The sequence below is a fragment of the Mucilaginibacter lacusdianchii genome (genome assembly GCF_009770985.1).
GTDB classification, from domain to species: domain Bacteria; phylum Bacteroidota; class Bacteroidia; order Sphingobacteriales; family Sphingobacteriaceae; genus Mucilaginibacter; species Mucilaginibacter lacusdianchii.
Genome location: NZ_WSRW01000003.1, coordinates 903,716 through 922,520, shown reverse-complemented (window position 1 = coordinate 922,520; position 18,805 = coordinate 903,716). Strand labels below are relative to the sequence as shown.

20 protein-coding genes are annotated in these 18,805 nt (G+C 40.5%); 9 read left to right on the top strand and 11 right to left on the bottom strand.

Annotated features, from left to right (window positions below; genetic code table 11):
* The first annotated feature begins 160 nt into the window (after positions 1-160).
* Positions 161-2,506, top strand: a complete 2,346-nt coding sequence (locus tag GPM24_RS17550) for a mechanosensitive ion channel family protein (RefSeq protein WP_158828404.1) — start codon at positions 161-163, stop codon at positions 2,504-2,506.
* Here the strand turns inward: GPM24_RS17550 and GPM24_RS17545 are convergent.
* Both GPM24_RS17545 and GPM24_RS17540 read right to left on the bottom strand, forming a co-directional pair.
* On the bottom strand, positions 2,475-3,548 hold the full coding sequence (locus GPM24_RS17545) for a glycosyltransferase family 2 protein (RefSeq protein WP_158828403.1): 1,074 nt from the start codon (positions 3,546-3,548) through the stop codon (positions 2,475-2,477). The two genes, GPM24_RS17550 and GPM24_RS17545, sit on opposite strands and share 32 nt — an antisense overlap.
* Positions 3,545-4,432, bottom strand: coding sequence for a lysophospholipid acyltransferase family protein (locus GPM24_RS17540; RefSeq protein ID WP_199269781.1), 888 nt, complete (start codon positions 4,430-4,432; stop codon positions 3,545-3,547). The genes GPM24_RS17545 and GPM24_RS17540 overlap by 4 nt, the downstream gene beginning before the upstream one ends.
* A 39-nt stretch (positions 4,433-4,471) precedes the next feature.
* Here GPM24_RS17540 and GPM24_RS17535 point away from each other — a divergent pair, with 39 nt between their 5' ends.
* Both GPM24_RS17535 and corA read left to right on the top strand, forming a co-directional pair.
* Complete coding sequence (locus GPM24_RS17535) at positions 4,472-5,083, top strand: WbqC family protein (RefSeq protein WP_369409703.1); 612 nt, start codon at positions 4,472-4,474, stop codon at positions 5,081-5,083.
* Positions 5,084-6,211 carry a magnesium/cobalt transporter CorA gene (gene corA, locus GPM24_RS17530; RefSeq protein ID WP_158828402.1) on the top strand — a complete coding sequence of 376 codons (1,128 nt, stop codon included), beginning with the start codon at positions 5,084-5,086 and terminating at the stop codon, positions 6,209-6,211. It begins immediately after the preceding gene.
* Position 6,212: 1 nt separating this feature from the next.
* On the opposite strand, the gene msrA is transcribed toward corA, so the two are convergent.
* Genes msrA through GPM24_RS17515 form a run of 3 tightly spaced genes read right to left on the bottom strand, consistent with a single transcriptional unit; the run spans position 6,213 to position 8,107 of the window.
* Entirely contained in the window at positions 6,213-6,875 is a 663-nt protein-coding gene (gene msrA, locus GPM24_RS17525; RefSeq protein ID WP_233268890.1) for a peptide-methionine (S)-S-oxide reductase MsrA, read from the bottom strand.
* Positions 6,876-6,907: 32 nt separating this feature from the next.
* Positions 6,908-7,147 (bottom strand): DUF3820 family protein, encoded by a 240-nt coding sequence (locus GPM24_RS17520; RefSeq protein ID WP_233268889.1) that lies wholly within the window; start codon positions 7,145-7,147, stop codon positions 6,908-6,910.
* Between the two features lie 24 nt (positions 7,148-7,171).
* Entirely contained in the window at positions 7,172-8,107 is a 936-nt protein-coding gene (locus GPM24_RS17515) for an MBL fold metallo-hydrolase (protein WP_158828400.1), read from the bottom strand.
* Between the two features lie 217 nt (positions 8,108-8,324).
* On the opposite strand from GPM24_RS17515, the gene GPM24_RS17510 reads away from it, so the two are divergent.
* Both GPM24_RS17510 and GPM24_RS17505 read left to right on the top strand, forming a co-directional pair.
* Positions 8,325-8,579: a hypothetical protein gene (locus GPM24_RS17510; protein ID WP_158828399.1), complete on the top strand. Its 255-nt coding sequence runs from the start codon at positions 8,325-8,327 to the stop codon at positions 8,577-8,579.
* On the top strand, positions 8,579-9,529 hold the full coding sequence (locus GPM24_RS17505; RefSeq protein WP_158828398.1) for an aldo/keto reductase: 951 nt from the start codon (positions 8,579-8,581) through the stop codon (positions 9,527-9,529). The genes GPM24_RS17510 and GPM24_RS17505 overlap by 1 nt, the downstream gene beginning before the upstream one ends.
* A gap of 69 nt (positions 9,530-9,598) precedes the next feature.
* On the opposite strand, the gene GPM24_RS17500 is transcribed toward GPM24_RS17505, so the two are convergent.
* Positions 9,599-10,468 (bottom strand): hypothetical protein, encoded by an 870-nt coding sequence (locus GPM24_RS17500; protein WP_158828397.1) that lies wholly within the window; start codon positions 10,466-10,468, stop codon positions 9,599-9,601.
* Between the two features lie 282 nt (positions 10,469-10,750).
* Between GPM24_RS17500 and GPM24_RS17495 the strand changes: the two genes are divergently transcribed.
* The 3 genes from GPM24_RS17495 to GPM24_RS17485 all read left to right on the top strand — a co-directional run bounded on the left by GPM24_RS17495 (position 10,751) and on the right by GPM24_RS17485 (position 13,723).
* A complete protein-coding gene (locus GPM24_RS17495) occupies positions 10,751-11,860 on the top strand; it encodes an acyltransferase family protein (protein ID WP_158828396.1) in 1,110 nt (369 codons plus the stop codon).
* A gap of 129 nt (positions 11,861-11,989) precedes the next feature.
* A complete protein-coding gene (locus GPM24_RS17490; RefSeq protein WP_158828395.1) occupies positions 11,990-13,285 on the top strand; it encodes a PQQ-dependent sugar dehydrogenase in 1,296 nt (431 codons plus the stop codon).
* A 3-nt stretch (positions 13,286-13,288) separates the two neighbouring features.
* Positions 13,289-13,723: a c-type cytochrome gene (locus tag GPM24_RS17485; protein WP_158828394.1), complete on the top strand. Its 435-nt coding sequence runs from the start codon at positions 13,289-13,291 to the stop codon at positions 13,721-13,723.
* A gap of 35 nt (positions 13,724-13,758) precedes the next feature.
* Here GPM24_RS17485 and GPM24_RS17480 read toward each other — a convergent pair whose 3' ends face one another.
* The 5 genes from GPM24_RS17480 to GPM24_RS17460 form a co-directional block, all read right to left on the bottom strand.
* A complete protein-coding gene (locus GPM24_RS17480; RefSeq protein WP_158828393.1) occupies positions 13,759-14,277 on the bottom strand; it encodes a tetratricopeptide repeat protein in 519 nt (172 codons plus the stop codon).
* Positions 14,278-14,602: 325 nt separating this feature from the next.
* The gene (locus GPM24_RS17475; protein ID WP_158828392.1) at positions 14,603-14,896 is read right to left on the bottom strand and encodes a hypothetical protein; all 294 of its coding nucleotides are present in this window, start codon (positions 14,894-14,896) and stop codon (positions 14,603-14,605) included.
* A 44-nt stretch (positions 14,897-14,940) separates the two neighbouring features.
* Positions 14,941-15,690: an ABC transporter ATP-binding protein gene (locus GPM24_RS17470; RefSeq protein WP_158828391.1), complete on the bottom strand. Its 750-nt coding sequence runs from the start codon at positions 15,688-15,690 to the stop codon at positions 14,941-14,943.
* On the bottom strand, positions 15,683-16,555 hold the full coding sequence (locus GPM24_RS17465) for an ABC transporter permease (protein ID WP_158828390.1): 873 nt from the start codon (positions 16,553-16,555) through the stop codon (positions 15,683-15,685). The genes GPM24_RS17470 and GPM24_RS17465 overlap by 8 nt, the downstream gene beginning before the upstream one ends.
* Positions 16,555-17,448 (bottom strand): ABC transporter substrate-binding protein, encoded by an 894-nt coding sequence (locus GPM24_RS17460; protein ID WP_233268888.1) that lies wholly within the window; start codon positions 17,446-17,448, stop codon positions 16,555-16,557. Before GPM24_RS17460 ends, GPM24_RS17465 begins: the two co-directional genes overlap by 1 nt.
* A 168-nt stretch (positions 17,449-17,616) precedes the next feature.
* Between GPM24_RS17460 and GPM24_RS17455 the strand changes: the two genes are divergently transcribed.
* The gene (locus GPM24_RS17455; RefSeq protein ID WP_158828388.1) at positions 17,617-18,759 is read left to right on the top strand and encodes a methionine aminotransferase; all 1,143 of its coding nucleotides are present in this window, start codon (positions 17,617-17,619) and stop codon (positions 18,757-18,759) included.
* Positions 18,760-18,805: the final 46 nt, after the last annotated feature.

Genomic DNA, 18,805 nt, shown 5'->3' with positions numbered 1-18,805 from the left:
TCTTGTTGACATAAATCATTTAAGTTGCTGATTATAAATGACTAGAAAATACTGCAATCTATTAAGTGTTATTATTACATTTATTGCTTTGTGCTTCTGTGAGCCTGCATTTGCTCAAATTAGGAAGCATAAAAGCGTTGCTGATTCATTGCGCGGTATAATGTTGCGTCGGGATTCCTTGATCCGGTATTATAAAACATCGGATACCTCGACTAATAATCTCTTACAAAAAATTGAGTATTATACTGAGTCGTTTAATCAAATAGGTAACACCTTAAACAGGGGTTTAGACACGGCGGAAATTAGCAGTCAACTGCCCAAAGTTGAAAGAACTGTTACATTGGTTAGAAACTTAATTGCAAAAGACAGATCTGGAACTTTGAGGTACCTGTATGCCATAAAAGATATTTTAAGTCATCGTCAGGACGAATTAGATATCTGGCAAAATGAATTGGCAGATATGAATAGCAAGCTGGTTGATGTGCATGGCAACCTCACACAAATTCATCGCGATTCAGTATTCAGCATTTTCCCTACCGACAGCACATTAATGCTTACGTTTTTGCAACAAAGAACGGCTTTAGTAAACAAAGGGCATAAGCTTGACTCCATTAATAGGAAAGCTTTACTGCGAGTTGGCTTGCTGCAAAATCGGGTAACATCTGCATACATTTCTATTATTGATCAAAAGGAATTGATTAACCACAAAATTCACAATTTTAGTTTAAATGCGCTGAATTGCGAGTCCGGTTATATATGGGATGTAAAAAATGGCAGTAAGTTTTTATCAGCGCTTACCCGAACGTTTACTGTTAACACAAAACTGTTTAGATTGCTAAATGGTGAAACTTTAAATCATGTATTGGCTTTGGTTGTGCTATTCGCATTTGGTGGATGGATTTATGTTAACCGCAAAAGGGTAATTAATAATCATGAACAACAAGAGGATGTTTTGGCACAAGCCACTTACGCAGCAAATTATCCGCTGGCCTCGGCACTGCTAATTGCAACCATAATTGCGCCGTTCTTTTACGATCATCCACCGGTTGTATTTTTAGAGATTATTTTCCTTGTTTCGATAAGCTCGTTGTTATACATCATTTATAAAACTTGCCCGTCGCCTGCATTTAGGTACTTACTTAAATTATTTTGCATTACGCTACTTTTCAGCATCAGCAATTTATTTATAGAAATAACCGCTATAGATCGTTATGCAGTTCTATTATTGGCCGCATTGACGGTGCTGCTCAATCTGCAATTTTTAAAACATATTAGAATAAGCCATGAACCCTATGTGCCGCATGCAAGGGCTGCGTTGTGGTTACTGTCAGCATTGGAAGTTATTTCGTTCCTAATGAATATAACAGGCAGATTCAGTTTGTCTAAAATTATTGGGATAACGGCGGTGTATAATTTTTGGCAGGCACTATGTTTATACTATTTTGTTCAAATACTAGTACAGAGCTTGTTTTTACAACTCGAAGCCAACAAATCTGATAAGAACAACATCAGCTCTTATCTGGATTTTAAACTATTGCAAGGCAAATTTCGAAATATACTTAACATTGCCGCCTTTGTAATTTGGGTGGTAGCGCTACTGCAAAATTTAAGTATTGAAGAAAATGTTTTTGACTTCATAGGCAATTTCTTAACCCAATCGCGGGCCTTAGGCGGCACGCTGTTCACTTTTGGCAGCATCATTATTTTTGTGGGTGTAATCTGGCTGTCGTCGGTAGTAGCACGCATCATAAGCTACTTTTATGACTTCGCTGAACAGCACAAATCTAAAACATCTGCCGGCCGTAAAAGCAAAACTTCTCTTCTGCTAATTCGCATTGGGATTTTCAGTGTCGGATTTTTACTGGCCGTTGGTGCCTCAGGCTTTCCGCTGGATAAGATAACCATTATTATTAGTGCGTTGGGCGTGGGTGTAGGCTTTGGCTTACAAAATATCGTGAACAACCTCGTATCCGGGCTTATACTGGCGTTTGAAAAACCTGTACAAGTGGGAGACGTCATTGAGGTTTCTAACCGTTCAGGAACGATAAAAGAAATAGGGATCCGTTCCAGTAAAATAGCTACAGGCAATGGTGCCGAAATAATTATTCCTAATGGCGATCTGATCTCGCAGCATGTGATCAATTGGACCTTAAGCGACAATAATCGCCAGGTAGAACTTAATATCAGTGTAGCGTACGGATGTGATGTTGATGTTGTAAAAAGTTTATTGCGGGATTTATTGAGCAACCGCGATGATATTATGATTAGCCCGGCACCAGTAGTGTACTTAAATAACTTATCGCCCAGTTCGGTAGACTTTAAAGTGTTTTTTTGGGCAGCCGACATCAGCATGTACCAGCAGCTGAAAAGCCGTGTACTATCGGCCATTTATAAACTATTTGAAACAGAAGGCATTGAATTACCTAAAAGCGGGACTGATGTAAACGTTTACTTGCCCAACGGCGGCACTGAACCTAACAAAAATCCTCCGGCTTCAAATCGGTAAAATGCGTTTTCTTCTTTGCAAAAAAGTCGACAACAATGCTGCCTTTGTACAGACCTTTCAAGTTTGCTTGCCTACCATTCAAATCATGGCTGGCAATGCTTTTTGTTGATACTTGGCGTTTTAATTTATTTTCATTTTTACGAAACAAACCTGCCACGAAGCTTTGATGGGCCCTGCTTACGGCCCAGGCATCTTTACGTTTACCTTCATTTAAAAAACGTATAAGGGCCATAAAGTCCATACTAAAGCGCATGGCTATTACCCGCAACGCTTTAACAGTTGGCAAGTTGTTTTGCAGTAATAATAAGTTGTTGCGAAAATTTAAATAGGTTTTAAAAGGGTTCTCAACATTTAAAGTACCACCACCCACATGATAAACTACGGATTGCGCGCAGTACATTATTTTGAAGCCCATGTTTTTTAAACGCCAGCACAAATCTATTTCTTCCATGTGGGCAAAAAATCGCTCGTCAAACCCACCGGATATTTTCCAGTATTTACTTTTAATAAATAAGGCGGCGCCTGTTGCCCAAAACACTTCTCCCGACTGGTCGTATTGCCCGTTGTCTTCTTCAACTTCAAAAAACATACGTCCACGGCAAAACGGATATCCTAGCCGGTCTAAATATCCGCCTGCTGCTCCGGCATGTTCAAAAAAGTTCTTTTGATTGTATGATCGAATTTTGGGTGCAGCAGCGGCCATTAAGTCATCACTATCCAACAATTCAATAACCGGCTCTATCCAATTAGGCGTAACTTCAATATCCGAATTAAGCAAAACGTAATAATCAGCATCCACCTGTTCAAGCACTTTGTTATAGCCGCCTGTGAACCCGTAGTTATCATTGTTGATGATAAGCTTAACGCTATCAGCATATGCATCTTTTAAAAACTGAACAGATTGGTCGGTAGAACAATTATCCCCAACAACCACTTCAAAATTCGGCCATGTTGATGCCAATACAGAAGGTAAAAATTTTTTCAGATAGTTTAGGCCGTTCCAGTTTAATATTACAACAGCTACTTTTGGAAAATTACTCATCTATTCATATTCTCCGGCTTAAACTTCCACCTGCGGTGCGACCAGAGCCAGTATTGCGGCTCTTCTTTAATTACCTTTTCCAGGTATTGCACATGTGCATGGGTTATTTCGTGCTCGGCAGTCAATTTAGGTTCTTCAAATAAAGGTACAAATGTACAATTATAATAGCCGCGCTTAATGCGTCTTACATCACAAAAAACAACTACACTATTTACAGCCTTAGCCAATTTTTCGACGCCGGAAAATACAGCGGTGGGTTGATTCAGAAAAGGCATAAAATATTGCACTTCCTCGCGTGATGGCGTTTGATCTCCTGCTAGCACAGTAAACGTTACTTCGTGGCGATATTCCACTAATTTACGAAATGTGCTTTTCATGGGCACGAGCGTAGCACCAAATCTTGAACGCATATTGAAAAAAAAGCGATCAAATATTTTGTTGGACAACGGCTTGTAAACAATTATCCTGCGCTTATCCGTCAGCAAACTTAAGCGCAAGCCCCCCATCTCCCAGTTACCATAATGCCCTACCGCACCAATCACACTCCTGCCCTGCTTAAAAGCTATGCTTTCAATAAGGTCCATATTAACGATATGGATACGCTTTTGCACTTCGCCGGTAGATATAGTACACAGCTTGATACTTTCGACTATTAAATCGGCCAGATAACGAAAATATTTTTTTTCTATAGCCAGCCGTTCCGCTTTAGTTTTTTCCGGAAAGGCACTTTGTAAATTTTCCCGTACCACACTGCGTCTATAGCCTATTATATAATAAGTGATTAGAAACAATATATCGGCAATGCGGTAAAGTATAAAAAAAGGCAACAATGAAATTAGGTACAGTAAACCTGTGCCCAGCATTGAAAACCCTTTCTTTATCATTATTTTCGCAAAATTTAAAGCCACAAACATAAAAAATATATGATGGAAAAAGGTGCTGTGCTGCCGATGTTTTATTTGCCACCTGTTGAGTATTTTACAATATTGGTTAACAATAAGCCGAATGTGCTGATAGACAAACATGAACACTTTCCAAAACAAACTTATCGTAACCGGGCGCATATTTACTCGCCGGATGGTTTGTTATCGCTAGTTGTACCTGTAGTAAAAGGTTCTAAAGTGCATACCCAGGTAAAGGATGTTAAAATAAGCAACGATTTTAACTGGCAGCGTTTACACTGGATGAGCCTACAATCATGCTATCGCCGTAGCGCTTATTTTGAATATTATGAAGATGACTTTGCAAGATTTTATGAAGACAGCTTTGACTACCTGTTCGATTACAATGAGCAATTGCTTAATATGATTCTTAAGTTCTTGAAGCTTTCTGTTTCAACCGGTTTTACGGAAGACTACCAGGCGAACTACACAAACATTGCAGATTATCGTAACAGCATACACCCTAAAAAAGAATCAGCTTTTGAACAAAAGCCATATTTTCAGGTTTTTGAAGAACGTAAAGGCTTTTTGAAAAATTTGAGCATTGTAGATTTGCTCTTTAACCAGGGGCCTCAGTCGGTTAACTATTTATAAATGGCTTACCCCTCCAAAAAAAAGCTTCACAGAATAAACCGGCGCCAACCAAACGTTGGCGAGCGCCCGGGTACCATTAATGTTCCAGAGGGCGCGCTTAAACCGCAAATCCGGGTTTATTCATATAATGAAAAAGAGGTGGTGTCGTCAAAAGGCGATTCCATTAAGGTTGTTTTTGATCAGCTGCAAGTATGCCAGGATCATTTTCATTGGATTAAGATAAACGGATTGGGCGACGCCGGTTTGATTGCTGATATCGGTCAGCACATGGGCATAAATGAACTGGTATTGGAGGATATTATGAACGTTCATCAGCGCCCTAAATTTGACGAGTACGAAAACTATTTGTTTGATACCAGCAGGCTCATTAACATGAGTGACGAGCACGAGCTGACCAACAGACAGTTTTCCGCAATTATTAAAGACAATATTTTAATAAGCTTTGAAGAGGATTACGAAAAAAATTTCCAAGCGGTAAAAGCCCGCCTTAAAGCTGGTAAAGGAGCTATCCGTACAGCCGGACCCGGCTATATCTGCTATGCCTTATTAGATACTGTTATTGACCGGTACTTTGTAGTTCTTAATCAAATTGGTGATGCACTAGAAGCCATTGAAGATAGGTTATATACTGGTGCCGACCGCAGCGTCATGTACGAAACACAACAACTGAAACGACTGCTTATTACCCTTAGACGTGCCAGTTGGCCCGAACGGGATAAGATTAACGACATGATCCGGTCTGAAAGTCCGTTAATTAACCACGAGGTTAAAACTTATTTGCGGGATGTTTACGATCATTGTATACAAATCATCGACCTGATAGAAAGCTATAAGGAGATTAGCGCCAATAACATCGACCTGTACCTGTCTATGGTTAGCAACCGCATGAACGAGGTGATGAAGGTACTTACCATCATCTCTGTAATATTTATTCCGCTAACGTTTGTTGCCGGCGTTTACGGAATGAACTTTGCGCCTACTAACCCATTTACGAACAAACTATTACCAGGTAATATGCCGGAACTGTATCAACCCCACGGCTACATTTATTGCATAGCTATCATGGGGCTGATTGGTATTGCGCAAGTGCTGTTTTTTTGGCGCAAAGGCTGGTTCAAAAACTTTTAGGCTATTTTTGGAACTCCGGTTTTAATTGAGCCTTCATCGCCTTACGCATTTTTACAATTTTAGGCAGTGATACAGAAGTGAGGTATGAATTATCATCCAAATGCTCACGGAAATAACCTTGATGGTATTTTTCGGCTGGATAAAATGTCCTGAATGGCTCTACCTGCGTTACTACCTTTTTAGGATAATGCTTAGAGGCGTTTACCTCATTAACCACCTTGGCAATAGTTTCCTTTTCTTGCGGAGTGCGGTAAAACGCAATGGAACGATAACTTGTGCCTTCATCCCAACCCTGGCGGTTTAAAGTCGTCGGATCGTGCGCACTAAAAAACGCTTTCATTAACGTTTCATAGCTTATTACTTTGGGATTGTAATAAACCTGCACCACCTCGGCATGGCCGGTAGTTTCGGTACAAACTTGCTCATAAGTCGGGTTTTTAACAGTTCCTCCGGCATATCCTGCTATCACCCGGTTTACACCCTTTAACTCCAGCATAGCTTCTGAAGTTGCCCAAAAACACCCTCCACCAAATGTGGTTACCTCTTCACCAGCTTTAGGCTGCGGAGCACTAGCAAACTGTTTATCGTTGTCTTTATGATTGGTATTTGCCTGTCCGTTGGCACAGCTGCCAAGCAGCAGAATGCCAGCTATATAAATCATCATTAGCTTCATATAGCAATATACGCAGTTAGCAGCTATTTGGAGTTCACTGCATTCTTAACGGATTGTAAAATTGAATGCATACCATTGGTTTTAATTTCATAAACGGTGGCCAGCATCATTCCCATTTTACCTGCAGGCAAACCTTTACTATATATCCACTCCAGGTAATGTACAGGTAAATCGCAAATAAGAACTCCTTTGTGTTTACCAAAGGGCATGCGGGTTTTAACAATATCAATCAGTATGCTTGAGTCGGGCCGAACATTTTCCACCCGGCAAAGCTACAATAATACATTTTACTTAACTAAACTTTGCGTAACGGCAAAGCCAGCTATAGCACCAATCAAGCCTACCACCACTTTGAATTTTGTGCTCGACCTAAACGGCGGCACATAGTAAGTACCAGTTTCGTCGGCTTGGGTAGAGTGGCCAATGTAACGTCCGCTACCGGGTACCGCTTTCTTGTCAAAGTTATCGGCCAGTTTACGAAGCTCAGCTTGTAGTTCTCTGCCTCTTATAACCGGCCCATGCCCTGCCGCGGCTATACGCGGCTGCAAATCAGCCAGCTTTTGCACAGATGCTTTTGCTGCACTCCAATCGGTAGTCATGTATGCGGGCGGTCCCGACAATTTTTTGATATTATTTAGCAAATAAACTGCCGACTCGGCTTTTGTTGTGGCAAAAGCGTCGCCTGCAATAAGCGTTGTATTAAGCGGTAAAAACAACGAAATATGGCCAGGTGCATGTCCGGGGGTATGAATTACTTTCCACTCGGGTAACTCTGTTATACCTGAATTTACATCAATAACTTTTACCTTTTCGTTAATATTAAGCGGCTTGGTACGGAAAAACGGAGACATCAAGCTCATTAGCCCTCTACCAACTGTAGGATCTGACGGTGGATAGCTTGACTTGCCGGTTAAATAAGGAATCTCCAGTTCATGTGCATAAACCGGCACGTCCCAATGTTTTAAAAGCTCTTCCAATGCGCCGGTGTGATCGGAATGTGCGTGCGTTAACACAATAGCAGACGGCCGGGTTCCAGCGCCAAAGATAGATTCAGCAAACGCAATAATTTTATCAGCAGAGCCTTGTATACCGGCATCTACAAGCACCCAACCTTTGGGAAACCCACGCCGGTTGGCAATGATATATACGTTAACAAATACCAGTCGCATGCCCCACACACCCTGCGCTACCTGGAAATATTTTATATTGTTGTTATAATTCATAAGTTAAGAAAATAGCAGATAATTTGGTTGCTTTATTAACAAGACGTTTAGCTAAAAAGTTTTATTGCGTGTTGCAACAGCCATTACAGCTGCCGTTAGTAACTTAAAAACCGGTGCAACAGCAGTCTCATCATACAATTACTAATGGCCATATAAAAACATTTTCCTCATCGCCGATATTTATGCTTATATCAAATACTTAACAGAACTTACTATTATGGAACAACCAATAGAAGCTATACTTACCGGATCGGACAGCCAAATTGAAGGCGAAGTAAAAGCAATTACTCATGATAATTTTAACCCTGCGTACGAATTCGTTTCATACGATGATAGCTTGCACCTAATTATTGCACAAGATACTGACGGACATTGGGTTCGCATTGCTGGCACTGAGCCGTTTTTTTCTGGCTGGGTAGATGAATTGGTAGAACAGATTAATTTCTCAAAACAACAAAACACAACAATTTAATGGAAAAAAGAAGTTTAGGCAACTCTGGGATCAGTATAGATCCATTTGTGTTTGGTGGCAATGTGTTTGGGTGGACAATTGATGAGCCTACCTCTTCTAAATTACTGGATGCTTTTGTAGACTCCGGATTGGATTGTATTGATACGGCAGATGTTTATTCAGCCTGGGCACCTGGCAACAAAGGCGGCGAATCTGAAACGATAATAGGCAACTGGCTAAAAAAAAGTGGCAAACGTGACAAAGTAATCATCGCTACAAAAGTAGGTAGCCCTATGGGCGAAGGTAAACAGGGGCTGTCTAAAAAGTACATTGTGCAGGCAATTGAAGATTCGCTAAATCGTTTGCAAACCGATTACATAGACCTTTACCAATCGCACCGTGATGATACCGATACACCGTTACAAGAAACATTGGAAGCTTATACACAATTGATTAATGAAGGGAAAGTACGAGCCATAGGTGCATCAAATTTTACTGCCCAGCGCTTGGCCGAGGCTTTAAAAATTAGCAGTAATTACGGTTTGCCAATTTACAATACTTTGCAACCAGAATATAATTTATACGATCGGGAAGGTTATGAAAAAGAACTGGCTCCTTTATGTCGGGAGAATAACATTGGTGTAATTACTTACTTTTCATTAGCCAGTGGTTTCTTAACCGGTAAATACCGCAGCGAAAAAGATTTGAATAAAAGTAAGCGCGGTGAGGGCATAAAAAAAAATTTGAATGAACGCGGTTACCGCATTTTGGATGCATTGGATACTGTGGCTAAAGAGTACAATGCAACCCAGGCTGCAGTTGCTTTGGCATGGGTAATTGCCCAGCCCAGCATTACAGCACCAATTGCAAGCGCTACCAGTGTTGAGCAATTAAATGAACTAACAAAAGCAGTTCATCTAAATTTAAGCAAAGAAGCTGTTGACTCGCTTACTCGAGCCAGCAGTTACTAAATAGCAAGGGCCGCTTTCTGTAAGCGGCCCTTTAGAATTGATTTAATATATATAGGGGATCTGCTAAGTTTAAAACATTAAGCGGTTGCCGGGAAAGCGTTGACGGTTATCGTTCTGATTGTTATTGCGTTGTTGGTCGCCACCTCTGTTGCCATGGCCTTGCTGATTGGTTGGTTGACCATAGTTGCCGCCTTGTCCGCGATTATCGTTATTACCGTTTTGCCATTGATTACCGTTGTAACCGCCCTGGTTACGGTTGTCATTGCCACCTTGATTCCAGTTACCCTGTTGGCCTCTATTGTAATCGCCTTGCGTACGGTTGTCATTATTGCCTCGATTCCAATTACCGCGCTGTCCACCGTTATAGCTGCCCTGTCCGCGGTTGTCATTATCATTATTCCAGTTACCGCGTCCATTGTTATAACGAGCGCCATAGCCACCTCGTTGTCTATCAGGCTGACCGTATCCACGGCCGGCATTGTTTGAATCGTAAGGTGAGTGTGGAAAATTGCCACCACGTGGCTCCATACGCTGCGGACGGTTATAAGCATATCCGCCGTCGTTGCCTCTACGGTTCCAATCGGGTCTGCCTGCACCATAACCACCAAACTTAGACCGGTACATGTCATGGTTCATATAAGGCCGCTGTGCTCTCACCTCGTAGTGCGGAACGTTACGCCAATCATAATTACGGTAAGCACCCGGTAAATATGGGTTACAAACCCAATCATCGCCATCCATATAGTAATATACCTGTTCTGGAACACTATAATATGCTTCCACATCCGGCAGGTAGTAAAAATCGTCATACACCGGTTTGTGTATTTGAACGGATAACGGGCCGATGTTGAAACCAACACTCACTCCTACCTGTGCGCTTGCAGTTTTAAACATTAAACTACCGGCTGCTATCATCATGGTTAAGACTACCTTTTTCATATCTGCGAATTTGTAGGTATGACCAAATATTCGCTTTGAGGTTTAATTGAACTTACAATTACTCCATAATTTAGCTTCGCTCCCGAACACTTAATTAAGTGTTCTAGCTTCGCCGGGAAATAGCGTTTATAAAATGAAAAGTTTAATTGGAGTAACTTTAATTACAGATTATTAACTAATATGTATATTTGATAAAGTGGTATATGATTGTAAAACATAAGGTAACATTTTACGTTATCGAAAGCAATCCGTTAACTATATCATATTAGCGCTTCTACCTAAATGCATCAAAAAGCAACCTTAGCCTATATTCCTGCACTTGACGGCATGCGAGGCCTATCAATATTGCTTGTGTTTATTGCCCATTTAGGTTTTGACCGTATAGTACCTGGTGGACTAGGCGTTACGCTTTTCTTTTTCATCAGCGGTTACATCATCACCCTGGTGCTGAACAACGAATACAAAAAAAACACGTCTATCAACCTTAAACACTTTTACACAGGACGGATACTACGGCTATATCCACCGTTGTTGTTTATGCTGATATTGACGGCGTTTTATCTTATTTATATCAGCTACAGCTTTAAGTTGGGCGAGATATTAGCTTGCTTATTGTATTACGAAAACTATTATTTTTTCTACGGTGGCAAAGGTCATTTGACATTAACCATCTTATGGTCGCTGGCTGTTGAAGAACACTTTTATCTCTTATACCCCCTTTTGTTTCTGGGCTTTTTTAAAAACACCAAAAAAATCATAGGCATCTTTCTTGGTTTGATGCTGCTTGCGCTAGTTGTAAGAATAGGCGGCTATATACAGTACAAGCACTTTGCAGATGAATTGGAACGTTACTGTTATGTTTTAACACACACCCGGTTCGATTCAATTTTATTTGGCTGTATGGCGGCTGTTTTGTTAACCAGCAAAAAGTCAGACAATTACAAGTCATTGTTATCGAACAAAAAACTACTCGTTTTTGCATTTTTGGTTCAAGTTTTTTGCCTTGTTATACGCGATCCGATGTTTAGGTATACCGTTCGGTATACACTTCAGGGATTATCATTTTTCATTCTAGTTCCGGCGATTATTAACACTGATAGTTATCCGATTATCAGGCAGGCATTGTCTAATAAAGCGCTAGTATCAATAGGAAAAGTAAGTTATTCTATTTACCTGTTACATATGCTGGTCGTAAAATCTCTTGCTTTTATACAGGCAAATGGACATACTTACCTGTATTTTGCTTGCTGTATTGCAGGAACATCGCTATTATCGGTTTTCTGTTATTATGTTATTGAAAGGCCAATATATCGATTCAGAAAAGGGTTGAATACTAAACGATTACTGTTACAACCTCAACCTGTTGCCAATGGCGTTACTGATATCATATAATTAATTATCAGCGCTTACTTGCCAAAATCTTTTCAGGCAAGCACGTTTAGTGTAACAAATCAATATCCTGCTGCATCGATACTTTGATTGCCTGCTTAAATACCTTAATTTGGCAGTTCATAATTAGCTATGAAAACAAAATTTATCTTCTCATCATTTCTGCCGTTAATTGCGGTTGCCGGATTAGCATGGTACGGTGCAAAATATAACAGCAGTACAAGCATTGCTTTTACACCGGATGCAGACAATGCAGGTTTAAAATTACCGGATGGCTTTGGTGCCTTAAAGGCGGCCGACAATCTAGGCCGAGCTCGTCATATAGCCGTTACACAATCGGGCGATGTATATGTTAAATTGAACCGTGCAGTTAATGGTAATGGTATTTTATTTTTACATGACGGCAATGGTGATGGCAAAATGGATGATACGCAGGGTTTTGGCAATTATCCGGGTACAGGTATGTACATTAAAAACGGGTACCTGTACGCATCATCTAATAACGATGTTTACCGTTACAAATTGGATGCAAACCAAAAAGTAGTAAACCCTGCCGAGCCGGAGCATATTGTTACCGGTTTGATTAACCGCCGTCAGCACGAATCTAAGTCGGTGGTACTGGATAACGACGGCAATATATATGTAAACATCGGTGCTTATTCAAATTCTTGCCAGGAACAAGAGCGCACCAAAGGATCAATGGGCCGTAAAGGCTGCCCTATCTTAGATTCGGCCGGTGGCATTTGGCAGTTTAAAGCCGACAAGTTAAACCAAACTTACGGTAGCGGCACCCGTTATGCAACCGGCTTAAGAAACGTAGTTGGCTTAGACTGGAACCAGCAGAACAATCAGCTATTTGTAATGCAACATGGCCGAGATCAACTGCACGATTTATTTCCAGATTTATACACCGTTCAACAATCGGCCATTTACCCGGCTGAGTGCATGTATGCCTTAAAAAAGGGCGATAATGCCGGCTGGCCTTACATCTACTACGACCAAGATCAGCACAAAAAGATTTTAGCACCTGAGTATGGCGGCGACGGTAAAAAAGAAGGCCCAAGTGGTATTATTGATCCGGCAGCAGCGTATCCCGGCCACATGGCGCCAAACGCAATATTATTTTACACGGGTAACATGTTTCCGGAGCGATATAAAAATGGGGCGTTCATTGCCTTCCATGGTTCATGGAACCGCGCACCAGAGCCACAAGCAGGTTTCTTTGTGGTATTTCAGCCCTTTAAAGACGGTAAGCCATTTGGCAAATGGGAAGTTTTTGCTGATGGCTTTGCCGGTTCAGAAGCAAATGTAGTTTCAGGCCGGGCAGAGCACCGCCCTTCCGGCTTGGCACAAGGCCCCGATGGCTCTTTGTACGTAAGCGATGATAACAAAGGCACCATCTACCGAATTGTATATAATAGAAAGTAATTTATGAAATTGGTCCGCGTAGTATTTATAACCGGCTTAGTGTGTTTATCAACTTTTTTGTCTGCACAAAAAACGCCTAAAAAGGCTACCAAGGCCAGCGGAAGTGCAACATCTGCCGCAAACGGTAAAATTGTTTATATGCAAAGCTGCCTACCCTGCCATCAGCAAGATGGCGGCGGCGTTCAAAACATGAACCCACCTTTAATAAAAACCACCTATGTTTTAGGTGATAAAGACAGATTAATTAAAATTCTGCTAAATGGGTTCAACGAGGATGTAGAGATAAACGGCGATACTTATTCTAACGCTATGCCATCTTTCGCACACTTAACCAATCAGCAAATAGCCGATGTGCTTACCTTTGTTCGAAATAACTTTGGCAATAAAGCGCCATCTGTTACTGTAGCAGACGTCAATAAACTGCGACCAGGCAAGTAATGAAATAAAAAAGGGGGCTGGTGCCCCTTTTTTATTTATACAATACTATACTTGTAAACAACTTTTCGCTTAAACTTTCGTTCTATCCGTTCCAGGTTCTCCTCTATAATATCCAACTGTTTTTTGCTGGTGGTTATAGCAAAGGCTTCATCAAAGCACCTTTTGGCTTCGTGCAAAGCTTTCTTTTTTTCGGCATGCAAACCTATGATATTCCATATTGCTGCACAATCTACTCCTGGCGTAGCCAAAGCTTTTTCTTTAACCACATTCAATAGTTTTTCCATATCCAAGAAGGCCAGTAGTTGAATATAATCCTTATATAAATCAGGAAAAGACGGATCTAGTTCGTTGCAGGTTTTAAAGTAGTAACCGGCAGCGTTATAATCTTTTAGTTCGTAGTAATGTATTCGCCCTAGCTGGTAATAGGCTTTAGCGTATGAAGCATCGGTAATAATTATTTCATTTAGCAATTGAAAGCTTTTAGGTGACTCACCATACCAATATTCTTCAATAGCTTTCAAGTATTTTTCTTCAATGGTGTAATAAATATCCATGATAACAATAGATTCAAACGGACAAGCAAACGCTGCCGAATTTTAAATAAGAAATAAATGAAGGAATGCTGATTAGAAAGGTTCAGCAATGCGTAGTGCAGAAAGGCTATGCAAACACAATACCCCTCTGCAGCAAGCCTAAAGGCAGCTCAACACGCAGATAAGATATGTATTTATTGGTAAGCATTTTATTAAAGTTTGTCAAATATAGCAAAGTTTAATAAAATGCTTATCTAAAATATGCAGCAAGCTTAATGAATTAAGAACAGCGAACTTGCTGCATTTTGATGGTATATATTATAAAATTGAATTAGAAACAATTGCCTTAGCTGGCCATGCCTAATCTTCTGAAATTGTCAGTATTTTGTGTAGTTGATGAGATGGGCATATTTACATTTATACCCTCAATTACGTAATGATTTTTCAATTCTTTTTCACTCACAATGATGCTGAAATCATCAAATTTAACACCATCCTCGTAAGGATAAATGGTATATCCGCGTTTATTCGGGTCATAACTACCCAGTTCAAATATTTCTTCGTGTTTAATACCTTTAATCTTCGCGCCTTGTACTAATTGATAGGCATCTTTAATTGGAGCAAATAAATTGTTTTTCATGGTACTACCACTTACGCAATTATTTTGCCATTATAGAAACTTAATTAACTAAACCACTCAAATAAATCACTTTGCTTCAAATTTGATTTTTCTTCTGACGAAAAATCCTTTATAATCTGTCCTTCTCCCATTAAAATAATTCGATTTCCGAAATTAAAAGCGTCTTTTAAGTTATGAGTGATTAAAATAGCAGTCAGTTTGAATGTTTTTACCAACTCTTCCGCAGTTCGCATCACCAAATCAGCAGACCTTGGGTCTAAAGCGGCAGTGGGTTCATCCAACAATAAAATCCGGCATTCATCCATTACACTCATCAGCAAGGTAAGCGCCTGTCGTTGTCCGCCGGATAAAGTTCCCATGGTTTGTTGTACCTTATTTTCCAGTCCCATACCTAATATAGCTATTTTATCTTGTACCAGCTTTTTGAAGGCCTCTGTGGTGCCAATGCTCAACCCCTTCGGTTTTGTACGTAAAGCTGCTAGTCTAAAATTATCAAGTATACTTAAATCAGGCGCTGTTCCACTAAGTGGATTTTGAAAAACACGAGCAATCCAGCGACTGCGCTCATAATCCGGGGAGCGGTTAACCAGTTCGCCGTCAAGTTTTATGTCACCACTAGTGGCAAACGTACTTCCGGCAATTAAATTAAGCAGTGTACTTTTGCCCGAACCATTGCTTCCTACAACTACAACGTACTCTTGTGCAGGGATAATTAAAGACAATTGTTTTACAGCAGTTACCTCGTTTGCTTTGCCCCGGTTAAATATTTTGGTTACGTTATTTACTTCAATCATTTCTTTTTAATAACGATAAACGAGGCAAGCTCACAATTAACAATACAAATATAGCCGTTACCGCTTTAAGCAAGTTAGCATCTACCCCACTGGCCAGTGTAAACGCAAGCACCATCTGGAAAATAATAGCACCTATTACTACCAGCATTAAACTTACCCATACAGATGTGATTAGGCGCCAATTAATCAAAGTTTCTGCAATGATCACAGAACCTAAGCCAATAATTACTATACCAATTCCCATACTGATGTCTGCATAGCTTTGTAATTGCGTTATTAAAAAACCACTTAAAGCGGTCAAAGCGTTAGCTAATGCAAGACCAATAATTTTCATCCGATCGGTATTTACACCCAACGCACGGATCATGGTTTCACTATTGCCAGTGGCACGCATGGCAATACCAAAATCTGTTTTAAGCATGTAGCCGATAAGCAAAACCAAAACTACAACAACCATGAGTAGTACAACAAGGCTATTCAAATTTGCATTTTCTGTTAAACTGATAGCTGAGTATAATGAAGCAGTTCCAATCAGCGGAATATTGGAACGGCCGGCCACTACTAAATTAACTGAATACAAGGCTGTCATTACCAAAATTCCGGACAACAAGGCATTTATTTTTAGTTTGGTATGAATGAGGCCTGTTACAGCACCGGCTAGGCCACCAGCAATTAAAACAGCCAATGCCGTTAAATAAATGGGTTGTTGATGTGTAAGCATTACAGCAGTTACCATACCACCAAGCGTATAACTGCCATCGGTGGTTATATCCGGGATGTTAAATATCTTCATGGATATATAAATACCCAGCGCCAAACCCGAAAAGCATAGCCCTTGCAATAAAGCAGTTAAATAAAAATCCATTATTTTACAGCTTCAAAATTTGCCGGAATAGTAATATTATACTTTTTAGCCACCACTGCGTTATAAACCCGCTTTCTGATTTTGACCATTTCAGGCTTTAACCCATCAGTTTTATGTGTTTTTAAGTACTGAGCAGCTTGTAAGCCCGATTGGTATCCCCATTGGTAAATATCCGCACCAAAAGCAGCTACCGCACCACGTTGTACCAAACCCGCCTCGCTGGTGAAAATTGGTATATTTTTTTCATTGCAACTTTTTAAGATGGTTTCAAAAGCAGCAAACACCGTATTATCTGGATTGGCAAAAAAAGCATCTATGTTTTTGCTCAGTAGCGACTGTGTAACCAACTGTGCATCCGCCGACGAATTGAGTGGCAAAGCCTCTACCGTAACGTTTAATTGAGCAGCCAATTGTTTAATGCGCTCTAGTGCGTCTGCCGATTGCGGTTCTGACTGATTATAAATCATGCCTACTACCAACTTACTACCTCTTGGTTTCAACAATTTAGGTATCAGGCTAAATGACGTATCAATATAATTTAAATCCTCTACAGTACCAAATAGGTTTGGTTGCGTTTTGCCTTGCGCATCTACCAAGTGAGCACGTTGGGGCGTTGGCGACACCATCATGAATATAGGTATGCTTTTGGTTTTTTGAGCAGCTGTTACTGATGATAAGGTAGTGCTGGTGGCCAGCAGGTCTACCGGTTCAGCAACGTAGTAGTTTACTATTTGGGTAAGTGTTGGAATGCTGCCTTGTGCATTACGATATTCTATTTTAATATTATTTTGTTTTTCGCTGAACCCTTGCTTTGCCAGGGCGTCTACAAAACCGTTTTTTGCCTGGGCAATAGTTGCATCTTCAAAAGCATCAACAAAGCCTACAACAGGCATATTTTTGTTGTGAGATGACTGACAGGCTGTTAGTAAACAAGCGCTAACAAAAAGGGAAAGGCAGTTGGTATACTTCATCGCACTAAAGTAAGCAATTGCGCAATTCTGCGTTAATAGTTTATGTGCATACGGTTTTTTTTACCTGCTTTTAACTAATTTAGCCCCTACATGATACCTGTGTCTAAACTTCCGCAAACCGGAACTACTATTTTTACTGTAATGTCGGCCCTGGCAAATGAGGTGGGCGCTATTAATTTATCGCAAGGTTTTCCAGATTATGAATGCCCTGCCGAGTTGATTGAACTGGTAAATACCGCTATGAAAAATGGGCATAACCAGTATGCGCCAATGGCCGGACTACCAGCTTTACGCGAGCGCATTGCCGAAAAAACCGAAAAGTTATATGGCGCTGTTTATAACCCTGACACCGAAATAACAGTAACCGCCGGTGGTACGCAAGCCATATTTACAGCAATTTGTGCCACTATCCATCCCAATGATGAGGTTATTGTGTTTGAACCTGCTTATGACGCCTACGCTCCTGCCATTAAATTGATGGGCGGCACCGTAAAATCATTAGCCTTAGAACCGCCCGACTATCGCATTCCGTGGGAAATGGTGAAGCGCCTGATTAGTTCTCGCACGCGGATGATTATCTTAAATTCGCCGCATAACCCTACATCAACTATTTTGCAGCAAGATGATATTGAACAGTTAACTACTATTGTGAAAAATCGTGACATCTTAATTTTGAGCGATGAAGTTTATGAACATCTTATTTACGATGGGCAAACGCATCAAAGCATGGCCCGTTATCCAGAATTACAGCAACGCAGCTATATTGTAGCTTCGTTTGGCAAGCTGTTTCATAGCACCGGATGGAAGCTAGGATATTGTATGGCGCCCGCACATTTAATGCAAGAGTTTCGCAAAGTGCATCAGTATTTAATTTTTAGTGTTAACACACCTATGCAAGTGGCTGTTGCTGAATATTTAAAAAATGAGCAGTCATATCTTGCGTTACCACAATTTTTTCAGGAAAAGCGGGATCATTTTAGAACTGGTTTATCACAAACCAGATTTGAATTACTACCTTGCTCGGGCACTTATTTTCAATCGGTAAGATATACTGGTATGAGTGACGAATCGGATGCGGAATTTGCTAAAAGACTTACCACTGAGTTTAAAGTGGCGGCTATACCAGTTTCAGCGTTTTATAACAAAGCCATTGATTACCAAGTGTTAAGATTTTGCTTTGCTAAGAAGATCGAAACACTCGACCGTGCTATAGAACGTTTGATGAAAATATAATAATTGCCTTATCCGTTATAAACCTTTTAGTACATATTTAAGCCGT

Excerpts from the sequence above, each read along its gene's own strand:
- GPM24_RS17545 (WP_158828403.1), bottom strand. The coding sequence starts at position 3,548 with ATGAGTAATTTTCCAAAAGTAGCTGTTGTAATATTAAACTGGAACGGC.
- GPM24_RS17500 (WP_158828397.1), bottom strand. The coding sequence starts at position 10,468 with ATGAAAAAGGTAGTCTTAACCATGATGATAGCAGCCGGTAGTTTAATG.
- GPM24_RS17535 (WP_369409703.1), top strand. The coding sequence starts at position 4,472 with ATGATGGAAAAAGGTGCTGTGCTGCCGATGTTTTATTTGCCACCTGTT.
- GPM24_RS17485 (WP_158828394.1), top strand. The coding sequence starts at position 13,289 with ATGAAATTGGTCCGCGTAGTATTTATAACCGGCTTAGTGTGTTTATCA.
- msrA (WP_233268890.1), bottom strand. The coding sequence starts at position 6,875 with ATGATGATTTATATAGCTGGCATTCTGCTGCTTGGCAGCTGTGCCAAC.
- GPM24_RS17505 (WP_158828398.1), top strand. The coding sequence starts at position 8,579 with ATGGAAAAAAGAAGTTTAGGCAACTCTGGGATCAGTATAGATCCATTT.
- GPM24_RS17460 (WP_233268888.1), bottom strand. The coding sequence starts at position 17,448 with ATGCCTGTTGTAGGCTTTGTTGATGCTTTTGAAGATGCAACTATTGCC.
- GPM24_RS17470 (WP_158828391.1), bottom strand. The coding sequence starts at position 15,690 with ATGATTGAAGTAAATAACGTAACCAAAATATTTAACCGGGGCAAAGCA.
- GPM24_RS17480 (WP_158828393.1), bottom strand. The coding sequence starts at position 14,277 with ATGGATATTTATTACACCATTGAAGAAAAATACTTGAAAGCTATTGAA.
- GPM24_RS17465 (WP_158828390.1), bottom strand. The coding sequence starts at position 16,555 with ATGGATTTTTATTTAACTGCTTTATTGCAAGGGCTATGCTTTTCGGGT.
- GPM24_RS17550 (WP_158828404.1), top strand. The coding sequence starts at position 161 with ATGTTGCGTCGGGATTCCTTGATCCGGTATTATAAAACATCGGATACC.
- GPM24_RS17490 (WP_158828395.1), top strand. The coding sequence starts at position 11,990 with ATGAAAACAAAATTTATCTTCTCATCATTTCTGCCGTTAATTGCGGTT.
- GPM24_RS17455 (WP_158828388.1), top strand. The coding sequence starts at position 17,617 with ATGATACCTGTGTCTAAACTTCCGCAAACCGGAACTACTATTTTTACT.
- GPM24_RS17540 (WP_199269781.1), bottom strand. The coding sequence starts at position 4,432 with ATGATAAAGAAAGGGTTTTCAATGCTGGGCACAGGTTTACTGTACCTA.
- GPM24_RS17510 (WP_158828399.1), top strand. The coding sequence starts at position 8,325 with ATGGAACAACCAATAGAAGCTATACTTACCGGATCGGACAGCCAAATT.
- GPM24_RS17475 (WP_158828392.1), bottom strand. The coding sequence starts at position 14,896 with ATGAAAAACAATTTATTTGCTCCAATTAAAGATGCCTATCAATTAGTA.
- GPM24_RS17495 (WP_158828396.1), top strand. The coding sequence starts at position 10,751 with ATGCATCAAAAAGCAACCTTAGCCTATATTCCTGCACTTGACGGCATG.
- GPM24_RS17515 (WP_158828400.1), bottom strand. The coding sequence starts at position 8,107 with ATGAATTATAACAACAATATAAAATATTTCCAGGTAGCGCAGGGTGTG.
- corA (WP_158828402.1), top strand. The coding sequence starts at position 5,084 with ATGGCTTACCCCTCCAAAAAAAAGCTTCACAGAATAAACCGGCGCCAA.